We start from the raw sequence: 24,189 nt of genomic DNA, 5'->3' as shown, positions 1-24,189 counted from the left end.
GTTACCAGCGTTTTTTATACCGTTTTTCTATTTCCGGCTGGATATTTCTTGATACAGGGATGCGTATCGATCCGATGTATAGGTGATCTTCTTCCAGCTGATCGATGTGGTGAAACCCGACCACATACCATCTGTGTACGTGCATAAACTCGCTCAGTGGCAGTTGTGCCATGATCCAGTCCAACTTTTCCCTGGTCGCTATTTTCTGGTCTTTGGTATGGAGGAGAATGTGGTCGTCCATTACTTCCAGGTAGCGGAGGTCTTCATATTTTATTTTCTCATAGTGGTTTTCACAACGGATCATGAAGTGGTCGGTTGTTCTTGGGGGTATTGTTTGTTGTCCTTCCATGTTGATGATATTATAGAATCGGTAAACGAGATTATAAAAAGCTTCGTAGGTAAGGTGTGGGAATAATACTTCTTCGTGACAAACATAGAATGGATAGGGATTGTTGTCCGGGTAGGATAATACTAGTACGGACATACTAGTTTGTTCTTCTGTGAATAATGTTTCTGGTTGTGGTGGTGGTGCGCCGGCGAAGATAAGGTGAATGGTTGCGGTATCCAGGAAGGGCATGGCCGCGTCAAAGCTCTGGCAGTGTTGGGCCAGAAACGTAAAAGAGGTATCATTGATAAACCTTTTCAGGTTTTGAAATCCGTTGGGTATATCACCAAGGATGAGGCAATTTAACATCATACGATTGATGTATTATTTTTTTTATTACGAAGCATAAACCCGTGCGGTTGCTTTGCCGGACTAAAAAGGTAGCAGGTGACTGGATAGAAACCTGCGTAGTATTAAAAATCTAATCTAAACCGCGTTATGAAAAAAATATCTTATTTCATCGATCACTGATGGCTGCTAATTGTTATTTAGTAACCAGGTGGCACATTGCTTTTGGACTTTTCCGGCTATAAAATTGCGGATAATAAAAGTGTCAATTGTTTACTCAATGTTAACGGAACAGGAATTAACAAAAAAAGGTGAACAGGAATACAAAAAGTATCCCTGTCCACCAATGATTGATGGATGTAACAAAAGATCCTGAGGGCCGGCGGGTTAAGGTCGGGCAACAGTATCTTGGGCACCTGGGGTGCAATGCGGCGGCATCACTCTAAGAGAGTGTGCATCAGGCCGAGATTACCACAATGTGATCAGGAAGGCCAGAAGTACAGCACTCGCGGTGACCAGGTTCTTCGTGAACCTGATGTTGAATCCACCTTTTTCCGAGTAATAGTAGCTTTCCTTGTACCGGTCGTATTCAATGGGAGCACCTAACTCCTTCATCATTTTGAGGAATTCATAGAGTGTTCTTTCGGAAATACGAAGCCGCTTGGCTAACTGAGCGGGCTTCCCGGTGCCTTTGATCCTGATTAGGTAATCAATGGTCTGTAAACGGTCAAAATAACGCTTTGGCATGTGGCATAGAGGGGCTTAACGATGAGTTATAATATTTAATTTACGGAATTGTACTGATTAAACCAAGCTTGCGATATATATATTTTAATGTAAATATTAGTAACTTGATTTAATTGTAGTTCCAATAAATCCTGCTGCAAGTTAATAGCGCGTATGCGCTACAGTCGCGTCCTTTCGGTTATACTGAGTCCGCACATTAAACGCAGTCTGCTGCTTTTTATTGGCAGGAATCCCTATTTTTTTATTGCTGTAATGCTTCGTAAATAATATTGGTAAGCGCTGTACCGTAGTCCTCTGCTGGGTTTGGGGGCTTCACTGCGAAAATATGGCCGTCGCGTGTAATCACAATTAGTGTGGGGCATGCGTTCACGTTATACTGCTGCTGCATGGCAGCGAACTGCGTACCTGGGTACAGCTGCAGCCCAACGCCCTTTACAGGAAAGGGTTTCATCCCTATGTGCAAAAAAGCGACGGGATCATGTTGAAAACATTTTGAAATTTCATCGAGGGTGGGTAACAGGTTATCATCGTCGGAGCAGAAGTGCAGGAGTACTACTTTACCGGCGAACTGACTGAGGGACACGGTGTTACCCTGGAAGTCGGGCAAGCTAAAAGCCGGTGCCGGCAAGCCTTTGCGGATGCCGCGCTTCATTTTATTATAGGGCGTAGCTACGGCTTCTTTACTGATGGGATCATGCGCGAAGGACAAATAATCTTTCGCGCAGTTTTCCAGTTCTTCCTCCATACCGCCCATGGCAAAGGCCATCAGCAGCTGATGCGCCAGCAGTTTTTCCTGTAATACGCCGGTGTAATGGGTTTTAATCCACTGGTATACGGCACTGTTAGTGCATTGCAAATGACTGCTTCTGTAGTAGTCGACCTGTGCTTTATCCAACTGATAAGCCAGGAAGCGCGCTGATAAAGCGTTTTGTTCGCTGTTGGGGATGTCTGGCAAGGCCGGCCGGATGTATTGCTGGTACATGGTTTCCTGCAGGTCCGGGTCCTGTTGCCAGAAAGTACTGATCATCCCGGAGGCCACCTGCCCCAGCAAATCCGCCCGCAGCAAGGCGTGCATGTCCGCCGGCATACTATCACGGTAATGGCTCAACTGTGTTTCAATCGTTTGCAGGATTTGTTTCTCATTTTCCATTTGTAGCCCTATCGCCTGGCCTTCGCGCTTAGCACCCGACAGGGTACGTTTGCAGATGTACAACACGCGGCTTCCCGCGGCCCCCCTGCCTGAGAGCAGAATAGTATCTCCCGAAAAAACTATATGAATACTATCACTTTTGCCGATAATGCCCTGGAAACTCCTGCCCCCTCCTGCATCTGCATAAAAAAACAGCAGGCCCACCTGCGCCTCCGGAATAAGGCAATAAAAGGAATCCCGCTCCAGTGCCACCTCCTGGCTGATCACCGGCGATATGCCCGGCTGCACCCAATACGACACCGATACCGGCTGCCCCGTACGGCCACCCACTACCTTCCCGGTGATACAGGGAACCTGCGATGCTACACGCATACACGCCAATAAGCCTATGAAGGAGAGGAACACGGTCCGGTATAGTGATATGGAGCTAATGGAGAACAACATTGCTACAATGATAATATCAATCCGATCGTAAAATTGTTATGCAGTCGTTAAGCAACGGTTAATATACAAACACAAATCCCCATGGTAGACACCATAGGGGGCTTGTATTCACAACGATAGTAAATGAAAACTTTACGTAGCCCAATGCTTGCTTTAGTGCAGTGGAGAAAATTAACCGCGTATTGTGGTACAATAATAAATGAGTGAAATGGTGAGAATGTAAATTATTTCTTAACAAAGCGGTGATTAACAAATAAAATTTTGGTTAGGAGTGATAATTAAATTATCAAAACTCCCAACCAGTAAGACTTAGCAGCAACGCAACCCATTGCAAAAATCAGAGGTTAAACCAGTACACTAATTTTAATACCAGCGCCCGGTTTTTGACGTAAAAGGGTTCCGGGAGGTAGTTATCCGTATATACGATGAATAAATCCGAGGCCGGACGATACCGCCACTGCAATCGTGCATTCAGATTTATATTCTTCATCTGCTCGTTATACTGCATAAAGCCGGTAAAAAACAGGGTGTTCGTCATCGTTACATCCAAACGAGGCCCCACCAGCCAAAAAGAATTATAGCCCCAGGGCGCCCCCAGGCGGATATCATTGTAATTGGCACTCATCGCAATACTTACATAGGGCTGAAAACGGTAGCCCAGCTCCGTATTCAGCATCAGTCGCCGACCACCGGCATAATAACCACCGTAACGGGCGGAAAATGCGTAAGTAAAGAGTTGCTGCGGCTGGGATACATAGTCGGCCCCCACCGTGTTCCAGCTATGGGTAGTGTTTACAGCCAGACTATCCTTACCGGTATTGGTAGGATCAAACGCCTGCAGCAATTTAATATAGGTGTTGGAAGTCCAGACATTCAGCGTATTACGCTGCCTGAACACCAGGCCATAATTCAGCATCGTTTCATTGTCCGTCCGGTGAAACTGCTCATCCATAAACCAGGTACTGGTTACCTGTGGCCCATGGCTCAGCACCGGCCCGGACACCGGGAAGAACAGCCGCGTAGCAGTGGGCGCCACTTTTATATAACCCCGGCGAGGCACATAACCTACCTCAGCGTTATAGTTATGCCCCACATATTCGTGCTGCCAGCCTATATTCCACACTTTACTGGTGTACTGCAGATTAGCAGCAGTAGCCCAGTCGCTGCCCGAACGGTCAGGACTATACGATTTCAGCACCAGCGCCTTACCCGTCCAGAAGTTATTGCTGGAAGCGAGGTTGTACTCCAGGCCAAAGTTGCGGTTATACTGGCTATACACCGGTTTACCGGTTTCCTGCGGCGGCGTATAGTTCAGCGACTCCTTATTAATAAACAGAAAGCCCAGGTTGGAGCGGGTGAACATACGGCGTTGCAAAGCGGCCACCGTATAGTTTTGTGCCGGCAACAGCAGTTCATCTTTTGCCGCGGTTTGCATGTTCATGAGGCCCAGCCGCCAGTCTTTATTCAGCTTACCACTCAGCCTGGCGCCAAACTGGATAGGTACTCCCAGGCCTATACGCCGCGAAAAAAACGGGCGCAATGTGCTGTAGCCAAAGTTCGAGAACTGGTCACCGTTCTCCAGGAAAAATTGACGTCTCTCCGGAAAAAATAATTCGAACCGATCCAGGTTGGTCACCTGTTTATCCACATCCACCTGCGAGAAATCCGGATTTACCGTCAGGTCCAGGTTGAGCGAGGAAGTAATGCCGATTTTCGCATCCAGGCCGGCATCCCGGCGCCAGGTGGTATTACCGTGTGCGGCATAATCTTTTGATACCCCACCCAGCAAATAAGGTATTATGGAGATATTAGGGCCGGCAGGCGGCGGTGTAGTGTCCCATTGCAGGGTGCCCGTATAGGCCAGGGAGGCAGTGGGAAACTGCCGCGGAACGGGCGCCCAGGCTGATTTCTCTGTTGTTTTCAGGTCGTTGCGACTAAAATTAATCCCCCACTGGGTTACACCCTTTTTATAACGTATAGTCTTAAACGGTATAGCGGCTTCAAACACCCATTTGTCAGGATAGTTTTTCACGGCGCTTACCCACTTGTTGTCCCAGCTGAGGTCCACCTTCCCCCCATCGTACATCAATCCGTCCCACTGGGCGCCGGCAGCATTCGCGCCAAAGGCAAAGCCGTTGGTCTGATCATCAAACGGGTCCATGAAAAGGATGAAGTTATCGTTTTTGAGGAAGGAGAAATCGCGGCGCAGCGACTCAACCATATAAGGTTTGCTGCCATCGGTATAGTTTTCCACCAATATGTAAAGGCGCTGCTGGTCATAGACCATACGCACATCCGTACGCAGTTTGGCAGCGCTGGTATCCATGGGCAACACCATCCGGAAGTCCTTTGCCACAGCGGCGTAGCGCCAGGCCTCCTCGTCGATAATACCATCAATTTTAATGGGAGACACTGCACGGGAAAGCGGCAGCTTCCAGGCTTCATTTTTCTTTTGTGCAAATAGTAATGCGGGCCAGCAAAGGCATAAGCATAGTAATCGTGGAATTCGTAACACTGCTCTTAGTTTTTCTAATATTTCCAGTAACGGGTTTTCAACTGATACCTTCGGTATCAGTTAGAAATGCCGCGCTGCGCGCGGCTGGCTTTGCCTATCGGCAGTTATAAAGCAATGATCCCCGCTGTTGGCGGGGATCATCTATGCTTTTAGTTGCGGTTATTTCTCAGTTGTTCCTGTGGCTGCGGCACTTTTACCGTAGTGCTGCGACTACTCCGTCCACGGGTATCGAACACACGCACTTTCACTGTTTTACCACCTGCTTTGAAAGGCGCGGTATATGCAGGGCTTTTTTGCGTAGGCTCTTCACCGTTAGTAGTGTAGCGGATCACCATACCAGGGAATTGTGAATTGATACTCACTTCACCTTCGTTTACCTGCACACCTGCGGTAGGAATGCGGTAGTTATAACCGCCATTGAGTTTATCGAGGCGGGGCAGTTCGCGTTTGCCCACAACGTTTGTAAACACGCTCCAGGCCTGATTGTACAGCTGTTCAGCCTTAGTGGAATCCTTTTCCGTGGCCCAGGCAGGATCTTGCGCCCATGCTCTTTCGGCCAGCCCTAACATTTTAGGGTAGATCATATATTCCATCCGGTCGGAGTTGGTAACCGTTTCGCTCCAGAGCAGGCCCTGGATGCCGCGGATATTGGATTGCCCGAAGCCGGTGAGGCGGTCTTTACCCATGAAAGTGGCGGCAGTAACCGGATCACCTTTACCGTCTACCTTGGAATTTTTATAATAATCGAAAGGTATGAAGTAAAACGGTTTGTCGATGTCTACAAATCCACCCCAGTAAAATCCTGGTTCATCAAAGGATTTCATGTAAGCCATGTCAAAATAGAAGTTGCTTACGCCGGAGAGGATTACTTTATAGCCTGCATTAGCGAGGCGGTAGGAAAGGTCTTCCTGCCCTCCCCCGATAACGTTGTTCCATACATTGAGCTGGAAGTTGTCGTTAGCAAAGTCGGGGTTAGGAATGCTGGCAGCTTTACCATCGATGGTAGTTTTGCGCATACCTGCTTCTTCCCATCCTGCTACTTCGAGGTTTTTAGCCTGGAGGATGTGGTGGACTTTACGATAGAAGTAGTACCACAGGTCATCTACGTTTTTCACGTTTTTATCCTGCTGCATCAGTGCAATACAGGCCGGTGACTGCTCAAACACCCCGTGCGGCACTTCATCTCCTCCCATATGCACAGCGGTAAGTGGTGCACCAGCTTCCTTGTACATGGCCTGGATTTCAGTAATTACTTTTTCCAGGAATTTATAGGTAGATGGAAGGGCTACGTTCATAACATTGTCGTTCCAGTACTGTACCGAGTGGTAGGTTGATTTGTCCTTCAGGTCGGTCAGCAGGTATTCTTCTGCTTCCTGTTGGCGGCCCTGGGCGGCGAGGCGGTCGTAACGCACTTCCATCGACTTCACAGCAGCGCGGGCGTGGCCTGGTGTTTCTATTTCCGGTAAGATGCGTATATGCCTTTCCGTTGCATACTTCAGGATTTCTATGAAATCGGCGCGACTAAAATACCCCGTACCGGCGGCGTTGGTGGAGTCGGGTCCGGAGCCGTAGGACGGTGGCAGCATGGATTTGAAATCAGGCGTATGACCGCGGCGTGCACCTACTTCTGTCAATTCAGGCAGGCCGGGTATTTCCAGTCGCCAGCCTTCATCATCGCTGAAGTGGAAGTGCAGGACATTGAGCTTGTAGAGCGCCATTACATCGATGAGTCGCAGCAGGTCCTTTTTATTATGGAAGTTGCGGGCTACATCGATCATAAATGCGCGGTACTTAAAGCGCGGGTAATCGCTCACCTGCACGGCCGGAATGCTGATAGATTTAGGCATACCGGCCCATGCGGCAGGTGATATCAGGGCTTTCAGGGACTGAATACCGTAAAACGCCCCTTCATTATCGGAGGCGGTGATGGTAACACCTTGCGGCGTAACATCCAGTTTATAGGCATCTGCAGCCAGGGACTCGTCCACTTTGAAGTTGATAACCACCTTACCTGTAGCACGTTTACCAAGCAATGTAATCAGTTCATTATTGAGGAATCGGGCGCTTGCGGCCAGCCGGTCATCCGCTTTGATGTCCGGGAATGCATCCAGTACCAGGTTGCCTGCGGTGGTATTATAGGATACCGGTGTAGGGAAAACCAGTGGCAGCTGTGCTAAAGGAATATCTTTTATAACAGCGTTCTGTTTGAAGATCTGTGTAGGCGTTACTACAGCGCTTTTATCGCCAGGATAGCGCATCAGCTGGCGGGCGGAGGTAGAAGGGCGGATGGTGTAATCCTTCAAAGGAATGCCTTTGTTGGGTTGACCTGCCCAAACTACATAGATGCCGGTAGGGCCATCAGTAAAGTTTACGGCCCAGGCATCGCTGGCGAAATTGACTTTGATGGAGTCGCCAGGGGCAATGCCTTTGAAATCAGCTGTAGGTGAAAGTCGATACAAATCGCCGTTTACATGTTCCAGTTTCACGCCGGGCAGTTGTTGACCGGGCTTGATCATGCGAACGAAGTTGAAATACAGTTGCCAGTCTTTTGAGGGAAACGGGTTACTACCGTTGTTGATAAAAGTAAATGAAGAAAGGAACTGCATTTTTCCCTGGTAGTTGTTTTCCACTACTTCCCAGGAGGATTTTAAACGCGAGAGATCGTAAGGTGTTTGCTGGGCCTGTACATTGAGTGTGGCGGCCATCACCATGGGTACTGCAACCAGTTTACTTAAATGCTTAAACATCATTAATTGGATGAATTATGTAAGATCTGAAAATGGTATGTTCTACTACACAGACGGGTCCCTTCGGGGATTATGTATAATGGCATATCAATCCTGGTTGATGCGGCTGCAAACTGAATTGCCGGCAGCGCGTTGTAATATAGTTACTAAAATGCAAATATGCAAACGTTGCAAAAAATGAATTTGCAATTTTTGCAACAACTTTTCTTCCTCGTATTCTTCAGGGCCTTCGGCTCTGAAGAATACGAGGAGAGCGGTATACCGGTGGTACCACCTCTCTGCTCGTGAACCGCGGTGGAATTTCAGCGTCACACATAAATAACTTAAATTCAAATAAATAATCTGTCCTATGGCTAAGAGATTTATCATTTTTTCGGCATTGAGTCTTTTAGGAGTAATTGTGCTGGGGTTCTACTTTCCCTGGGTATGGTGGTTGTTGCTACTCCTTTTACCGATTGTAATTATGGGAATTTTAGACATGATGCAAACCAGGCATGCTATCATCCGCAACTTCCCGGTGCTGGGGCGTATGCGCTACTGGATGGAGGCAATGCGACCGAAAGTGCATCAGTATTTTGTGGAGAGTGATATTGATGGCCGCCCGATTAACCGGATAGACAGATCCACCGTGTACCAGCGCGCTAAGCGGGAACTGGATTCACAGCCCTTTGGAACACAGTTTAACGTATATGCGGAAGGGTATGAATGGATGGCACATTCCATTCAGCCACATGACTTTGATAAAATGGACAAGGACCCGCGGGTGCTGATCGGTGGGAAGGACTGTTCGCAGCCTTATTCGGCCAGTATCCTGAATGTGAGTGCCATGAGCTATGGCTCGCTCAGTGCCAACGCAGTGGAAGCGCTGAACGGTGGCGCTAAAATCGGCAACTTTGCCCATAACACCGGCGAAGGTGGCATCAGCGAACATCACCTGAAACAGGGCGGAGATATCATCTGGCAAATAGGTACCGGGTACTTTGGTTGCAGGGATGATAACGGGAACTTTTCCCCTGAACTGTTTGCCGAAAAAGTGGCCCTGCCGCAAATAAAAATGGTGGAGCTGAAAATATCGCAAGGAGCCAAGCCTGGCCATGGCGGTATTTTACCTGCTTCCAAAAACACCCCGGAAATTGCGGCAATCAGGCATGTAAAACCCGGCACCACAGTGTTCTCCCCTCCTTATCATACTGCGTTTAACAACCCGAGGGAAATGATGCTGTTCATCGGTAAACTGCGGGAGTTAAGCAAGGGCAAGCCGGTAGGGTTTAAATTGTGCATCGGGCAGCCAAATGAATTTTACGCGATCTGCAAGGCGATGATTGCTACAAACATCTACCCGGATTTTATTACGGTAGATGGTGGTGAAGGGGGCACCGGAGCCGCGCCACCAGAGTTTTCCAACTCTGTAGGCATGCCGATGATGGATGGTTTGGCCTTTGTGCACGACACCCTAACGGGATTTAATATACGAAAGGAAATCAGGCTGATTGTTTCCGGAAAAGTGATGACGGGCTATCATATCTTACGCGCGCTCGCACTGGGTGCGGATGCCTGCAACAGTGCCCGTGCCATGATGATGGCTATCGGCTGCATACAGGCGCTGCTCTGTAATACCAATACGTGTCCTACCGGTGTAGCCACGCAGGATAAATGGCTAATGGAAGGACTCGTAGTGAGTGATAAAAAGCAACGGGTAGCCAACTACCACCGGGATACAATTGAGAGTGCCATGGAACTGGCCGCAGCAGCGGGCCTACCTGATCCGCACCAGGTGACCCGCCGGCATATGTATCGCCGGGTGTTTATGAACCAGGTAAGGACTTTTGAAGATATTTACCCCAGCACGGCACCGGGAGCACTGGTAAACGGCAATGCACCGGAGGCTTTGCGGCAGCAGCTGGAAGGGATTAGTATTGAGAAGTGGGGGTAAATAAAGTCAGTTTTTCTATAGTCCGGCGCCTGACGCGCCGGACTATAGAAAAGGAAAAGGGCCTTTGGCCCTTTTCCTTTTCTATCCAACAACCGGTGTACCGGCTGGTTTATACAAACGTAACGCATTATCGCGGCAAACACGGGTAAGCATATCCGCAGAAAAGCTTTTTAGGATCAACTGCAAATCACTTATGGAAAACGGCCGCGGTGCACGTGTCGACGGCAGGTCCGTACCGAAGATCAGCCCCGCAGGATTGATAGCTGTGATCTGCTTCATAGCAGGAACCACATCAAAATCGCAGCGATTAAATCCGGTCGCTTTCACAATCGCTCCTTTATCCACCAGTTGCAGCAGGTATTTAAAACCGGATTTTGATAACCCCAGGTGATCAATCACCACTTTAGGCAGCTTTTTCAATGTAGTGGAAATACTGGGGAGCTGTCGGGAATCGATATACAACTCCACATGCCACTTTACAAGGTCATATACACGTAGTGCCAGATTTTCCAGGTGACGGATACTTTCTGAGCCACCGCGCTGCACGTTGAAGCGTACCGCTCTCACGCCGGCGTCATTCAGTTTAACAATTTCCTCATCACTGGTGCTGGCAGGAATTTGTGTAACACCCACAAAGGAAGGTCCTAATTGTTCCAGTGCTTCTAACAGGTAGGTTTGATCAAAGCCCTGGAAAGAGCCGGATACTACGGCGCCACCAACTATATCCATATCAGCGGTGCGCTGCTGGTAGTCAGTAACTGTAAATGCTGACGGCAGGAAACCCTGATTCGGCTGTAAGGGATGCTGACGGTCAATTATATGCAAATGTGCATCGAACACGGGTTTTTCAAACATAATCTCATCGCTTGTGTACTATGTAAGCTACTGAAATTTGGTGAAACCGGGAAGCAGTATATAGTGAAGGAAATGTGAAGAAATAAGCGATCCCTAAAGACCGACTGCTTTTAATACTCACACATAAGTCGATGTTTATCAATACGCCTGCGCGATATGATGGACAATTTTACCGTCTGTATTTTTTTGCAGCTGGCTGTATTTCAGATAATAAAAGATAGCCAGAAAAATGGCCACCTGCGCGATTATGACCAACAATATAAAAATCAGCCTCCAGGCCACGTGAACGGAAATGGTACTTGCCTGCTTTGGTTGGATATTGATGAAAGTATAGTTAGGCAGTGGTTCGGGTTCCTTCTCCCTTGATCTGTTAATATTTTCCAATACTCTGTCTTTCAGTTCCATGGGCGGATGTATTATTTCATCAAAGGCCAGTCTTTCAAAACGTCGTTCCACCATATCAATTTCAGTCTGGAGTTCGGGATATTTTTGACACATCATTGCCAGTTCAGCCGATTCCTCGTCTGAAATCAAGCCAAGCACATAGCTTTCTATTATACCTGATGATATGTACTGTTCTAGGTTCAATGTTCTTTTTTCAAAATTTGTCTTAACACCTTTCTTGCCTCGGTCAATCTGGTTTTTATGGTACCCAGCGGCACTTGCAGAAAGTTTGCTATTTCCACTAATGTCCTGCCTCTGTAGTACATCATTTCTATAATGATCCGATGTTCGGGTTTAAGGCGATCGGTCACCTTAATAATACCCGTATATTCCCGATCGTAAGTTACCAGATCCAGGTACTCCTCTCCCAAAGGCTTGAATTCAGGCAGGCTGCGGTACAATCCACTTCTGAACATATCCACCGCAGTATTCCGGGCGATTGTTTTTATCCAGTTATATACGGATCCTTTTTCTGCGTCATAAGTATCCATTTTGTGCCATACTTTGACGAATGTTTCCTGAAAGGCATCCTTTGCAACGGCTTCATCCCTGGTCATACTCAGCAACACATTATAGATACGGCCACAATTTTCCTCATAAATAAGGTCGAACGCTTCCTCCTTATTATCTGCGGGCAATGTTACAGTTACTCTATTGATATGTTGATTTTCCTGTTTCAATGGACTAGATAGTAAAAACCGATTTACGCTGGATAGTATTAATTAAGGCAGCTGTTCCTGAATGAATAGCAAGTTTCCATTTTGGAGTTGATAGTATTTTCCTGATATGTTGCCGGGGTACATTTCTTTCTTTTTTAGTGTGGAGCGCATCGGTATTACCTGTTGCCCGCTTAATACCAATAACCGGCCACCTTGTTCATATTTTGTCCATACATTCCCTTCTCTATCTACCAGATACCACTTTCCTTCAGGAAAACCAACTTTTCCGACTGATTCTGAGGTTCCTCTCCAACCTGTAGCCATACTAAAGGCAATTCCCCACATGGTAACTGTAATGATTGGTTTTTTCATGCAATTTTGGTTTAAATAAAGCATGGTGCATTCTCACAGATGCGCTTTATTTAAATACGCTGGGCGTTAAGTGGAAAGTTTGGCGTTAACAAAATTTTTTTTCATAAACCTATGAAGCCTTTACAGACGGCCATTTTCACCTCACAAAAAAATCCCTGTTAATAGATTCTTAAAAATCAATTAACAGGGATTATATATACAGATGGTGATAACTCTCTAATAATTATTCCATCGCAGCAGCTGCAGCTTCGTCCACAAACCAATGTAACTCACCGTTTTCCGGACGAATCAGTTGGGAAGGATATTTTTCAGCGTCAAAAGTACCCTGGATCACATTTTTCAAGGTGATAGCCTTACCTGCACCGGTGGCCATAAACAGCACCGCTGCCGCTTTGTTTACTACCGGGGCAGTGAGGGTGATCCGGTACATATCCTGGGCTTGCAGGAAGAAAGCGTTGGTCCAGGCTTTTTTCTCGTGTACTACTTTAGTGCCCGGGAAAAGTGACAGTGTATGACCATCATCTCCCATACCTAATAAAACCAGATCAAAGGTGGTAGCTTCCTTGCCAAAGTACTTGTGGAGGATAGCCGCATATTCTTCGGCGGATTTTTCCGGATCAATGTCCGTGCGCATCACATGAATATAATCCGGGTTTACAGGTACTTTATCCAGTAGCACCTCGTAGGCCATACGGGCGTTGTTACGATCATCTTCAAAAGGAACGGCCCTTTCATCGCCCCAGAAGAAGTGAATTCGCTCCCATGGGATCATCTGGCTGTAAGGCTCTTTGGCAAGCAAGCCAAACAGGGCTTTAGGCGTGCTTCCGCCGGAGAGTACGAGGGTGAAACGTTCCTGTTGCTGCAATACTTCGAGTATATAGTTACTGATCCAGGCGGCTACGTTTTCGCTCAGCTGTGCAGGATCTTTGGCAATATGGATTTCCATGTAATCAGAATTTTCTTCATTAAACAAGATGACCCGGAAGAAGATTTATGCGAGATAAAAATTCTTCCGAGTCAGATAATATCCAGAGAGATGTAATTACTTGGACGGGAGGTTGATCCAGCTGTGGCCATCGCGGGCTACCAGTACATCTGCTTCATCCGGCCCCCATGAATCAGGGGCGTAGTTAGGGAAGTCCTGCGGTGTGCGGTTTTCCCATGTTTCAAGGATTGGCATAATTACTTTCCAGGCAGCATCTACCTGATCGCCACGCATGAACAGGGTAGCGTCACCTTCCATTACATCGAGCAGCAGGGTTTCATACGCTTCAGGCGCATGTTCACCATTGGCGGCATCGTAGTTAAAGGTCATATCTACCGGATCCAGGGTCATGGTTTGCCCCGGGCGTTTTGCCTGGAAGCGGATACGGATATCCATTTCCGGCTGAATGCTGATGGTCAGTCTGTTCGGACGCCATGTCTGTGCTGCTTCTGCCGGGAAGGAGTAGTGAGGCGCTTCTTTGAACTGGATAACGATATTGGTCGCTTTCTGGTGCATGTATTTACCGGTACGTACATAGAAAGGTACGCCCTGCCAGCGCCAGTTATCGATATAGAATTTAACAGCTGCGTAGGTATCGGTGTTGGACTTAGGGTCCACTCCTTTTTCCTCGCGGTAGCCTACCACCTGCTGGCCTTTCATCCAGCCGGCGGAGTATTGGCCACGTACAGCGTATTCATGTACTTTATCGGGGGAGATACGACGAATCGCGTTGAGCACATCTACTTTCTTATTACGGATTTCGTTGGCATCAAACGAAACAGGAGCTTCCATCCCTACCATACAAAGGATCTGGAGGATGTGGTTCTGCACCATGTCGCGCAGCGCGCCGGATCTCTCATAATAACCGCCACGACCTTCCAGGCCCACGCTTTCAGCGGCGGTGATCTGAATAAAATCGATGAAGTTGCGGTTCCACACGGGTTCGAACAGGGCATTGGCAAAACGGAATGCCAGGATGTTCTGTACGGTTTCTTTACCCAGGTAGTGGTCTATACGATAGATTTGTTCTTCTGTAAATTTAGACGCCAGCAGTTCATTAAGTTCATGAGCGCTCTGTAAGTCGTGCCCGAAAGGTTTTTCCACCACGATGCGGGTGCAATGCTTATCGGAGCAGAGGTTCAGGTTACCCAGGTGGGTGGCGATATTTGGCACCAGCTGCGGCGCTACTGCCAGGTAGAAAATTACCGTTGGATGTACACCCCATTCTGCTTCCTTCTCCTTCACATATTCAGTGATTTTGTCATAGGCAACAGGATCTTCCGCATCCATCTGGAGGTAGTTCACATGCTCACTGAAATCTTTCCAGTGGCCGTTTTGCTCACCTTTGCGGCGGCTAAACTTGCTGATACCTTCCAGCAGGTGTTTACGATAATCTTCGTCGCTGTAAGGACTGCGGCCAAGGCCTGCGATGGAGAATTGTTCCGGCATATAGTCGTCCAGGAACAGGTTATATAACGCAGGTGTAAGTTTCCGGTAGTTTAAATCGCCGCTGCCACCGAAGATAAAGAGTACGCTGGCAGGTGGGCGTTTATGGATCTGCATATGTTTAATTCTAGTGATATTAATTATGATGCTCCCACTCAGTGTGGAAAGTGCCAGCCATATCAGTGCGCTGGTAAGTGTGTGCCCCGAAGTAGTCGCGCTGTGCCTGGATCAGGTTGGTAGCCATTCTTCCGGTGCGGAATGCATCGAAGTAAGACAGAGCGGACATGAATCCGGCTGCCGGGATACCAGCATTGGCGGCATGTGCCACTACGCTGCGGGTGTTGGCGATCACGGATGTCACCAGAGAGGCAACACCTTTGTCGAGCAGAATGTTTGCCAGCTCAGTATTTTGCTGATATGCCTGTGTAAATACTTCCAGGAGGGTAGAACGGATGATACATCCCCCACGCCATACTTTCACTACTTCCGGCAGCGGAATTTCCATCTGCAGTTCGCGGGAACCTTCGTTGAGCATAGCCAGCCCCTGTGCGTAACTGAGGATGGTAGCGAAGTACAGGGCATCGTGTACCTGTTGGATCCACTGTTCCGTGTTCAGGTGAATGGTGGCATCAGGTGCCGGGTAGAGCTGTTCAGCAGCGAGGCGTTGGTCTTTATAACCAGAGATGGTGCGCATAGCTACTGCTGTATCGATTACAGGTACTGCTACCGGCAGTTCCATGGCATCCTGTGAGGTCCATTTACCAGTACCTTTGGAACCAGCTTTATCGGAGATCACATCTACCAGGCGTGCATTGGTTTTATCATCTTTTTGCAGGAAGATATCTGCTGTAATTTCTACGAGGAAAGATTGCAGGGAACCTTTATTCCAGCTGTCGAATACTTTATGAAGCTGGTCGTTATCGAGGCCTGCACCTTTTTTCAGGAGGGTATAAGCCTCGCTGATCAGCTGCATGATCGCATATTCGATACCGTTATGTACCATTTTCACATAGTGACCGGCCCCTTCTTTACCCAGGTAGGCAACGCAAGGAGTACCGTTTACTTTAGCTGCGATAGCTTCCAGCATAGGTTTCACCTTAGCATAGGCTTCCAGGTCACCGCCCGGCATAATGCTCGGACCAGTGCGGGCACCCTTTTCACCGCCGGAAACACCAATACCCATAAAGTGGATATTCTTTTCGCGAAGGTATTTTACCCTGCGGAGGGTATCGGTATAGTGGGAGTTCCCACCATCTATTACCACATCGCCCGGCTCCAGTAAAGGCAGCAGGGAAGCGATGACATCATCAACAGGTTGGCCTGCAGGCACCAGCATCATTAATTTGCGTGGGCGCTCCAGTTGTTGAACCATAGCTGCCAGGTCAGCTACACCTTTAACGGTAGTACCCGGGGTAGCGGCGGACTCCAGTGCGCCTGTCTTGGTGGCGTCTTTATCAAAGCCGATAACGGAAAAGCCATGATCAGCCATGTTGAGCAACAGGTTGCGACCCATTACTCCCAGTCCGATCATTCCAAAATCATATAAGCTGTTTGCCATAATGAAGAATAGTTACTATAAAAGGAGGTGTAAAAGTAGTTAGTTTTTCGCGCAGGGCGCAATTTTTTTAATGCCCTGCATTGCTCCGGGTACCCCGTGCTGGTAAGGCCGGGAACATCCTGAGCAGGGCGGAATGGTGCCTGAAGCCGGTAATAGTAAAGGAGTTTGCCGATAATAGCGCCGTTATTAAAATACCGGGGTACAGATTAAAAATGGGAATATGGTAATCAGGCTGTTATCAAAATTTTTACAATTTTAAAACAGTGTTCACCTGTTCTCCCGTCTGTGTTACCGATACAAAAGGCTATTATCAACAAACTCCTCTTCTAAACAAACAACTACACTATTTCCAACAATCTTTATTGCAATTTATCTGCGTTGCATCAGGCGCTGTTGCGGCCGGCATTGATAATTCCAAAGCTGCAACGCATCACCAGTTTTTCCCATACTTCTTTACCATGGCCATTGCCAGGCTGTGCATCCAGCTCACGGATGCGCAACAGTGCAAACTGCTGGGCGGTGAGCAGCGGCAATACAATCCTCTCTCTCATCTGTATGGACAAGTGATCGATAGGGCTGCCGGCCATCAGGTCGGATTCCCCGTTGAGGCGAAGCAGGTACTTTTTGGTCAGCTCGTACTCGCTGTAGATCATATTCCATACTTCTCCGTACTGCGGATGCTTTGACAGGTAGGCCGTAAGCGGGAAATAGCTCTTTTTCATGGCCATTTCGCAGTTGTCGAGCAACGTGCGGAAAAACAGGGAATGCTTATATAAATGTTCCAGCGCTTCCCATTTGCCCTGCTCGTCCAGCTGTTGCAATGCGCTACCCACGCCGTAATAGCCGGGAACATTTTGTTTCAGCTGGCTCCAGGCACCTACGTAAGGTACGGCGCGGAGGTCGTTGAGATTGAGCTTGGCGGAGGCATTGCGTTTGCTCGGGCGGCTCCCGATATTTGCTTCCGCATAGTACCGGAGTGGACTTGCGTGGTCCAGGTACTCGAGGAAGAAAGGATGATTTTTTAATTTATTGTAGGACTCATAACCAGCATCAGCGAGGGATTGCAGGAGTTGTTCCTCATCTTTGGAGAGGGTGACCTCACGGGAAGAGAAGAGTTCATTGGCAATACCGGCATGCACCAGTTGTTCCATATTAAACTGGGCGGCATCCACTGTTCCGAAGTTGGAGCTGATGGTTTGGCCCTGTATGGTTTGCTGTATTTCTTTATTGGCAATGTTGCGGCCCATACTGGCGTAGAACTGATGGGTTTTTCCACCACCGCGGGCTGGAGGGCCTCCACGGCCGTCGAAGAACACGACGCTGATATTATACTCTTTGGAGATGGCGGAGAGTTCTTCTTTCGCTTTGTAGATACTCCAGTTGGCCATGAGGTAGCCACCGTCTTTGGTACCGTCGGAGAAGCCGAGCATAATGGTTTGCTTGCATCCTCTTCTGCGGAGGTGCTCACGGTAGTCGGCGTTTTCGTAGAGATTTTTCATTACCTGGCCGGCGTGGCGAAGGTCGTCGATGGTTTCGAAGAGCGGCACTATATCTACCGTGATTTCTTCTTTTTTCCAGCCGCTGAGGAGGAACAGGCCATATACTTCAATTACGTTGAGTACACTGGTGCTGTGGCTGATAATATAGCGGTTGCAACCCTCTTCCCCATTGGTTTGCTGGATCTGTTTAATGGAACCGATGGTATCGATGGTGTCTTTATGCAGTTGTTTTTCCAGGAGAGCGGTGTCCACTTTCTGGTTAACATTCAGCAGGGCGTTAATTTTCCCGTTTTCATCCAGGCTGGCATAGTTATCCGGCAGCGCGGGTGATACGGAGGCGATGGTATCGAGGAGGGCTTCGTGTACGGAGCTATCCTGTCTGATATCCAGCGTGGCGAAGAAGAGGCCGAAGATTTGGACTTTGCTGGCGAGGTTATCTACCAGGTGTACAAAGAGGCCGTTATGTTCATCGATGATGGTTTTTCGTATATCCGCCAGGGTTTCGAGTATTTCTTTCTGGGAGATATCGAATACGTGGCCTGGCTGGAAGAGGTTGCGGGAGAGCTTAGCTTCCAGGGCGGCAACTACGTTTTCCACCCTTTTAAAGGTGAGGCGGCGTTTCAGGTTGCGGACTTCGCGGAAGTAGCATTTGAGGATGCTGTTACGCAGTGCTGCGGCTACTTCTATGGTAGTAGGTGCGTTTACGAACGGGTTTCCATCGCGGTCGCCTCCTGGCCAGAAGCCCATGCGGAGCACGTCGGTATCATCGCTGATAGCGCCGGGGAACTGGGCTTTCATGAATGACATGATACGTCCGCCCGCCTGGTAGAATATATTTTCCAGGAACCATACGAGGCTGATGGCTTCATCGTACGGGGTGGGCTTTTCCTTTTTAAAGAAAGGTGTTTTACCCAGTTGCTGCAGGTACATGTTTACCTGTGCGGTATTGTCTTCGATGAGGGCTTTAGCCAGATCGTTAATAATTCCCAGCACTTCGCTTGGGTAGAACTGCGTTGGATGTGCGGTGAGTACGAGTCTTACCGAAAAGTCTTTCAGCTTCTCCTTCAACTTTTCCTGGGCTTGTTCCTGCATCACTTCAGATTGCAGGTGGCGGAGGGTTCCGGCGCCCTGCATGTCGCGAATATGGCGGAATGCAGCATCTTCGAGGGCGTCGAACAATACTACCTGTCTTTCCGCGTACTGCACAAACCTGAAGAGCAGGTCAATCTTCTTTTGATCATCCGTGTAGGTGGTGTATTGGTCGAAAAAGGAGTCCATGATTTCCTGTGGACTCATGCCCTTCGCGTAGCTCTCTTCGCAGTGGAGGAGGAACAGGGACAGGAAGATACCTGTTTTTTCCACCCTGTGAAAAGGCAGCGAGGTGAAGAGGCTGTTATAAAGCTGAAACTTTGTCCCAACCAGATTCTTAAACTGTTGCAGCGAATTATTTACCGGAGCTTCCATAACTATTATCCTTTGTTTGGTTGTACTTGCCTAACTAAGCGGCCGTTAAATTAATAATAATTCCGTTTAGTTGTTTATATACCAAACTCATTATTTTTTAATTATTTTTTCACGGATAAACTAATTGTTTGAATTTTATCTAATAAGAATAGCGGATTTTATAAATATATTATGATTATAAATGCGAAAATCGGGGATTTTATAGTAGAATTTTAAGCAGAGGCTGGTATTGGGGAGTGGGAAAAATATTTTTTATGGAGGATTTTGATGGCACCTTCGGTGCCATCTGGGGGGTGCCGCGCTGCGCGCGGCGGCGGCTGAGGATGGTGAGGATAAGGTAAGCGAATGGGAAGCAGGTGAGGTAGGTGAAAGCGGTTTGGAGTTCAGGAGGAACTACAACATGGGTGGGCGGCTGGGTATTGTGAGGATAAGGTAAGCGAATGGGAAGCAGGTGAGGTAGGTGAAAGCGGTTTGGAGTTCAGGAGGAACTACAACATGGGTGGGCGGCGGCGGTAATCCACTGCTGAAAATGCGGATGCCCCTACACTGTGGCGCAGAGGCATCCGGGGTTACCAATGTTGATTGATTCGTGTTAACTAATAATAAAGTATCAGGCTTCTGGCGGAAGGAATACTAGTTTTTTGTGATGATTAATAGTCACGGCTCAATTCAAATCGGATAGGCAATGTAAAGTATACAGCAACATTCTGTCCGTTCTGGCGGCCGGGTTTCCACTTAGGCATGGAGCCTACTACACGCAAAGCTTCTTCTTCCAGGCCTCCACCTTTACGTTGACTCATAATTTGCAGGTCAGTGATGTTACCATCTTTCCCAACTACAAATTTCACGAATACCGTTCCCATAATATCATTTTCCTGGGCCGTTCTTGGATAATGCACTGCTTTTTGCAGGTATTTTGCGAGGGCGGCTTCCCCCCCAGGAAATTCAGGCATGATTTCTACAAAACTTACTGGGCCCTCCTCCCGGTGCGATATCGGTGGCGTTACTACCTTATTACCTCCATCACCACTCAAATCAGCCATTACATCTGCCCCACCTTCTACTCCTTCCTTGTTTTCAAAACCAATCACGTTGTTGCGTAATTCTTCCTGTGGCGGTAAGTCAGTAGCCTGATCGCCTGAAGCTACCACTGGTGCTACAAACTGGCTGGTTGGTGCAGCGGGTGGCGGTGCGGGTGCAACAGGTGGTGGCGGTGGCGGCGGCGTGCGATCCGGTTGCTCCATAATAGGATCAATTGGCGCTATAGGCTTGTACACAAAGGGGTTCACCGCCTCCTTATCAGCCGCCATAGAGATGTTAGCGAGGTAACCACCTACTAATACCATCACCATTGATGCGGTAACTATAACGGCATTGCGTACACGACGATCATAGCGACTACGCAGTTCATAAGCACCATAGTCCTTATTCCTGCCTGCAAAGAGGATGTCGAGAAATTCTTCCCGTGGGATTTTAGTTGCGTCCATGGTAAATTGCTTTTCTACTAGATGATGCAGAAAATATTTTTCCATACGGTTTTCATAAATTTTTTTTCGGGAGATGGAAATGCAGACGATGCGATGGTATCGCAGTATATTAGAAAGGTCATATATGAATTGATCGCTGCGTAGATGCACTCGAATAGACGCCTGCGAGGCGTTTTCTACTCTCCTACTGAAAACAATGAAGTCCCGACATGGGGTCGGGACTTGCTGGCACTGGGGTACCTTACCTGAAAGCAGGTGGTTCCTATTGATATGTTAGGCTTTCCGAAAAACGTATATGCGAATACGTTAGTACATTAATTTGTGATGTAACCTTCATCGTCTGATAAATAAAAAAAAATTACAGACGGTCAGTTCACGGGGTAGTTGACGACAAACCCACCAGTATTGCCGTAAAGCACACCCCGCAGAACCGTGTCTGATATATAACTTTAGTAAAGAACAGGAAATATGTTAGATAGCTGTGTGCGATGCCGGGGCGGTGCGGGTCGGGTATGTTACTGAAAAATTTACCACCAATAAATTTGCAGCATACCGTTCCCGCAAACCTCACCAGGCATTCTATTTACAGCTTACAGAACGCAAGATCATTTACCGGCAGCAACAACTATCACCATAGCGGGCCGGGTTATAATAACGGGAACAGGTAGAATGTAATGCTAAATTGAGCGATGGTTTTCGCGGTCCACTCTTCAGGTTGTGCTGTTTCATATTGTGCTGTTTACACATTTTAAAATACTGGCACAGCACCTTGCTGGTGGATCAAAGGATGCCGGGAGCAATTGCCATACTCCCCTGCGACGGTAGCGATGTTATTAGTCTACCAAATCGGTAGACAAATATACATAGGGAATTAATATTTCCAAACAGATAAGCGAAAAAAGTTAAAAATATTTTTTTGCCCCGAATTAAACGGCACCTTCGGTGCCGTTTAATTCGGGGTTAGCAGGGCGGAGCCCTGCTAACCCAGGCAACCGGTAATCCAGCGGTGAGCTTCCAAAATGGAGTAGTACTTTCCCTCCTCCTATTATTAACTCTACAAGAATAGCATTGCCTGCATTGTGTTAAAATCCTATAATTTTGCGATATGAAAGAACATGTTAAGAACGTATTACTCATCATTATAGGTGCGTTCATTTTTGCAGTGGGCATCAACTACCTCGCCATTCCCAGTAAACTCTCAGAAGGTGGTGTAATTGGCTTAACCATCGCTGCCTACTATTACTTCGGATGGTCGCCGGGTATCCTCAACTTCATTGCCAATGCCCTGCTCATTGTAGTGGGCTATAAGGTACTCGACAAACGTACCATGTTATACACCATACTGGGCATCATATTCTGCTCCCTATGGCTATACGTCACCGAAAACACCATGCGGCCGGTAACACAAAACACGCTGCTGGCAGCCATCTTCGCGGGATTGCTGGTGGGAATAGGTATCGGCCTCGTTTTCCTGTCCGGTGGCACCACGGGAGGCTCAGCTATTATAGCGCGACTGGTCAACAAAGTATTTGGTATCTCCCTGGGAAATGCCATGCTCATCTTTGATATCATTGTTATCTGCCTGTCGGCATTTATAATCGGTCTGGAGAACACGATGTATACCTTTATCGCCGTTTATATAGGCGCACGCACCGTGGACTTTATCGTGGACGGGTTAAATACCAAACGCGCGATCACCATCATCTCCCAAAACTCAGAAATATTAGCCGATAAAATAACAAAAGACATGAAACGCGGCTGTACCGTGCTGCACGGCCATGGCGCCTATACAAAGGAAAGAAAGGAAGTGCTGTACGTAGTAATTGGCAAGCAGGAATTAATGCGGTTAAAGGCCCTGGTGCAGGAGGCAGACCCGGAAGCGTTTCTCGTTATACACGAAGTGCATGAAGTGTTAGGGCGTGGGTTTTCTATGTAATCAGCCATTTTCCACTCACCGTAGGTGAGTGGAAAATGGCTGATGTGCCGGGATCTCCCCGGCACCATCAGCCAAAGCTATTTGGTTAATGATTTAATCAGGTTCACCTCAGTAGAATCATAAGGCTTACCATCAGGCCAGAAAATATCATGAAACCATATTGCCGGCTCATCCCCATTCGGCTTAGGATCATTCCAGGCATACTTGGTATTGGTTTTACCCGCTACCAGTCCCCAGTTAATAGCAGCAATCTTTTCCTTTTTCAGTAACGGCAATATATTATCAAAGCGACTATTACGCGTACGAGCCATATATTCGGTACAAATCAGCGGTCGGCCAAATTTACGCAGGGTATCAATCGCTTCCTGGTGCGCATGTTCATCATTATAGTTGTGGTAGGTAATCACATCAGAATTCTCCAGCTGGAACTTATTCAGGTCGGCCAGCGACGGTAACCATACTCCTGCTGACAGCGGCTGGGAAGGGTTCGCCTGGCGGCCCCAGTGAAATACTTTTTGCAGCAGCTCCATGCTCTGATTACCATAGTTGCTGTTACCCGGCTCATTGTACAAATCCCACAGCACAATGCGATCATCGTTGGCAAATGTCGTCATCACATCTTTTACATAAGTTTCAAGAGTATCTGCCAGTTTCGGGCTGGTATGAATAGCTGAACCCGGATCTCTCACCCAACCTGAATTATGAATACCTGGCTTTGGTGCCGGCTGAGGACCGCTGGCGGGATTATCATTCCAGCAGTCGTCAAAAAACACGAAAATGGTTGAAATCCCGTGTTTTTTGGCAATTTCCAGGTATTTGGACATGCGGCCTTTAAATCCGGTAGCATCAGCCACCCAGGGCAAATGATGGAGATATACGCGCATGGTATTGAACCCTATGCCTTCCGCATACCCTAATTCCCGGTCAATGGTAGCGGAATCAAAAGTCTCTGCCTGCCACATTTCCAGCTGGTTGATGGCCGTGCTGGGAATAAAATCCGAACCCCGCATCCAGGGCTTCGACGCATACCATTCGTTGGCTTTTTCCTTTGACCAGATAGTTCTCTCTCCCTGACCACAGGCAAATAATAATACAGTGCAAGCTAATAATACGTGGAATGTTGATGATTTATACATATGGTAAAACTTTTGACGATGGGTATCTTCTAAAAATAATCAAATTGAATATCGGTTGTATATAGAATTTGCTTTTTGTGAGATGGAACGCTATCTTGTAAGTGGCTCTTATGAACCTTTCTTATCCTTACCATCTTAT

At 47.7% G+C, this 24,189-nt stretch carries 17 protein-coding genes; 2 read left to right on the top strand and 15 right to left on the bottom strand.

Translation table 11 applies throughout. From position 1 onward, the window contains the following. Position 1: 1 nt before the first annotated feature. From BUB18_RS15895 to BUB18_RS15875, 5 genes are all read right to left on the bottom strand, one after another. Positions 2-697, bottom strand: coding sequence for a LytR/AlgR family response regulator transcription factor (locus tag BUB18_RS15895; RefSeq protein WP_073082953.1), 696 nt, complete (start codon positions 695-697; stop codon positions 2-4). A gap of 444 nt (positions 698-1,141) precedes the next feature. Beyond that, a complete protein-coding gene (locus BUB18_RS15890; RefSeq protein WP_073082951.1) occupies positions 1,142-1,420 on the bottom strand; it encodes an HTH domain-containing protein in 279 nt (92 codons plus the stop codon). Positions 1,421-1,661: 241 nt separating this feature from the next. Beyond that, positions 1,662-2,942, bottom strand: a complete 1,281-nt coding sequence (locus BUB18_RS15885) for a TlpA family protein disulfide reductase (RefSeq protein ID WP_073082948.1) — start codon at positions 2,940-2,942, stop codon at positions 1,662-1,664. A gap of 409 nt (positions 2,943-3,351) precedes the next feature. After that, positions 3,352-5,529, bottom strand: coding sequence for a carbohydrate binding family 9 domain-containing protein (locus BUB18_RS15880; RefSeq protein WP_073082945.1), 2,178 nt, complete (start codon positions 5,527-5,529; stop codon positions 3,352-3,354). 149 nt (positions 5,530-5,678) lie between these two features. Next, positions 5,679-8,279, bottom strand: a complete 2,601-nt coding sequence (locus BUB18_RS15875) for a family 20 glycosylhydrolase (protein ID WP_073082943.1) — start codon at positions 8,277-8,279, stop codon at positions 5,679-5,681. A 346-nt stretch (positions 8,280-8,625) separates the two neighbouring features. Here BUB18_RS15875 and BUB18_RS15865 point away from each other — a divergent pair, with 346 nt between their 5' ends. After that, positions 8,626-10,209: an FMN-binding glutamate synthase family protein gene (locus BUB18_RS15865; protein ID WP_073082938.1), complete on the top strand. Its 1,584-nt coding sequence runs from the start codon at positions 8,626-8,628 to the stop codon at positions 10,207-10,209. A gap of 81 nt (positions 10,210-10,290) precedes the next feature. Here BUB18_RS15865 and BUB18_RS15860 read toward each other — a convergent pair whose 3' ends face one another. From BUB18_RS15860 to BUB18_RS15820, 9 genes are all read right to left on the bottom strand, one after another. Further along, positions 10,291-11,064: an amidohydrolase family protein gene (locus BUB18_RS15860; RefSeq protein ID WP_073082935.1), complete on the bottom strand. Its 774-nt coding sequence runs from the start codon at positions 11,062-11,064 to the stop codon at positions 10,291-10,293. 138 nt (positions 11,065-11,202) lie between these two features. Further along, on the bottom strand, positions 11,203-11,607 hold the full coding sequence (locus tag BUB18_RS15855) for a hypothetical protein (RefSeq protein ID WP_143159966.1): 405 nt from the start codon (positions 11,605-11,607) through the stop codon (positions 11,203-11,205). Between the two features lie 41 nt (positions 11,608-11,648). Further along, on the bottom strand, positions 11,649-12,188 hold the full coding sequence (locus BUB18_RS15850; protein WP_178372147.1) for an RNA polymerase sigma factor: 540 nt from the start codon (positions 12,186-12,188) through the stop codon (positions 11,649-11,651). Between the two features lie 42 nt (positions 12,189-12,230). Further along, positions 12,231-12,539, bottom strand: coding sequence for a hypothetical protein (locus tag BUB18_RS15845; protein WP_073082929.1), 309 nt, complete (start codon positions 12,537-12,539; stop codon positions 12,231-12,233). A gap of 223 nt (positions 12,540-12,762) precedes the next feature. Continuing rightward, on the bottom strand, positions 12,763-13,485 hold the full coding sequence (gene pgl / locus BUB18_RS15840) for a 6-phosphogluconolactonase (RefSeq protein ID WP_073082926.1): 723 nt from the start codon (positions 13,483-13,485) through the stop codon (positions 12,763-12,765). Between the two features lie 96 nt (positions 13,486-13,581). After that, positions 13,582-15,087: a glucose-6-phosphate dehydrogenase gene (zwf, locus tag BUB18_RS15835; protein WP_073082924.1), complete on the bottom strand. Its 1,506-nt coding sequence runs from the start codon at positions 15,085-15,087 to the stop codon at positions 13,582-13,584. A gap of 19 nt (positions 15,088-15,106) precedes the next feature. Continuing rightward, positions 15,107-16,528 carry an NADP-dependent phosphogluconate dehydrogenase gene (gndA, locus tag BUB18_RS15830; RefSeq protein WP_073082922.1) on the bottom strand — a complete coding sequence of 474 codons (1,422 nt, stop codon included), beginning with the start codon at positions 16,526-16,528 and terminating at the stop codon, positions 15,107-15,109. Between the two features lie 383 nt (positions 16,529-16,911). Next, the gene (locus BUB18_RS15825; RefSeq protein ID WP_073082919.1) at positions 16,912-19,491 is read right to left on the bottom strand and encodes a phosphoenolpyruvate carboxylase; all 2,580 of its coding nucleotides are present in this window, start codon (positions 19,489-19,491) and stop codon (positions 16,912-16,914) included. Between the two features lie 650 nt (positions 19,492-20,141). Further along, complete coding sequence (locus BUB18_RS15820) at positions 20,142-21,023, bottom strand: energy transducer TonB (protein ID WP_083550102.1); 882 nt, start codon at positions 21,021-21,023, stop codon at positions 20,142-20,144. A gap of 1,060 nt (positions 21,024-22,083) precedes the next feature. On the opposite strand from BUB18_RS15820, the gene BUB18_RS15815 reads away from it, so the two are divergent. Beyond that, entirely contained in the window at positions 22,084-22,914 is an 831-nt protein-coding gene (locus BUB18_RS15815) for a YitT family protein (protein ID WP_073082915.1), read from the top strand. Between the two features lie 77 nt (positions 22,915-22,991). On the opposite strand, the gene BUB18_RS15810 is transcribed toward BUB18_RS15815, so the two are convergent. Beyond that, on the bottom strand, positions 22,992-24,050 hold the full coding sequence (locus tag BUB18_RS15810) for a cellulase family glycosylhydrolase (protein ID WP_073082913.1): 1,059 nt from the start codon (positions 24,048-24,050) through the stop codon (positions 22,992-22,994). Positions 24,051-24,189 lie beyond the last annotated feature (139 nt).

It is taken from the genome of Chitinophaga jiangningensis (assembly GCF_900142605.1).
Classification (GTDB): domain Bacteria; phylum Bacteroidota; class Bacteroidia; order Chitinophagales; family Chitinophagaceae; genus Chitinophaga; species Chitinophaga jiangningensis.
Note: the sequence above shows the minus strand (reverse complement) of the source record. Positions and strands in the feature narration are given on the sequence as shown.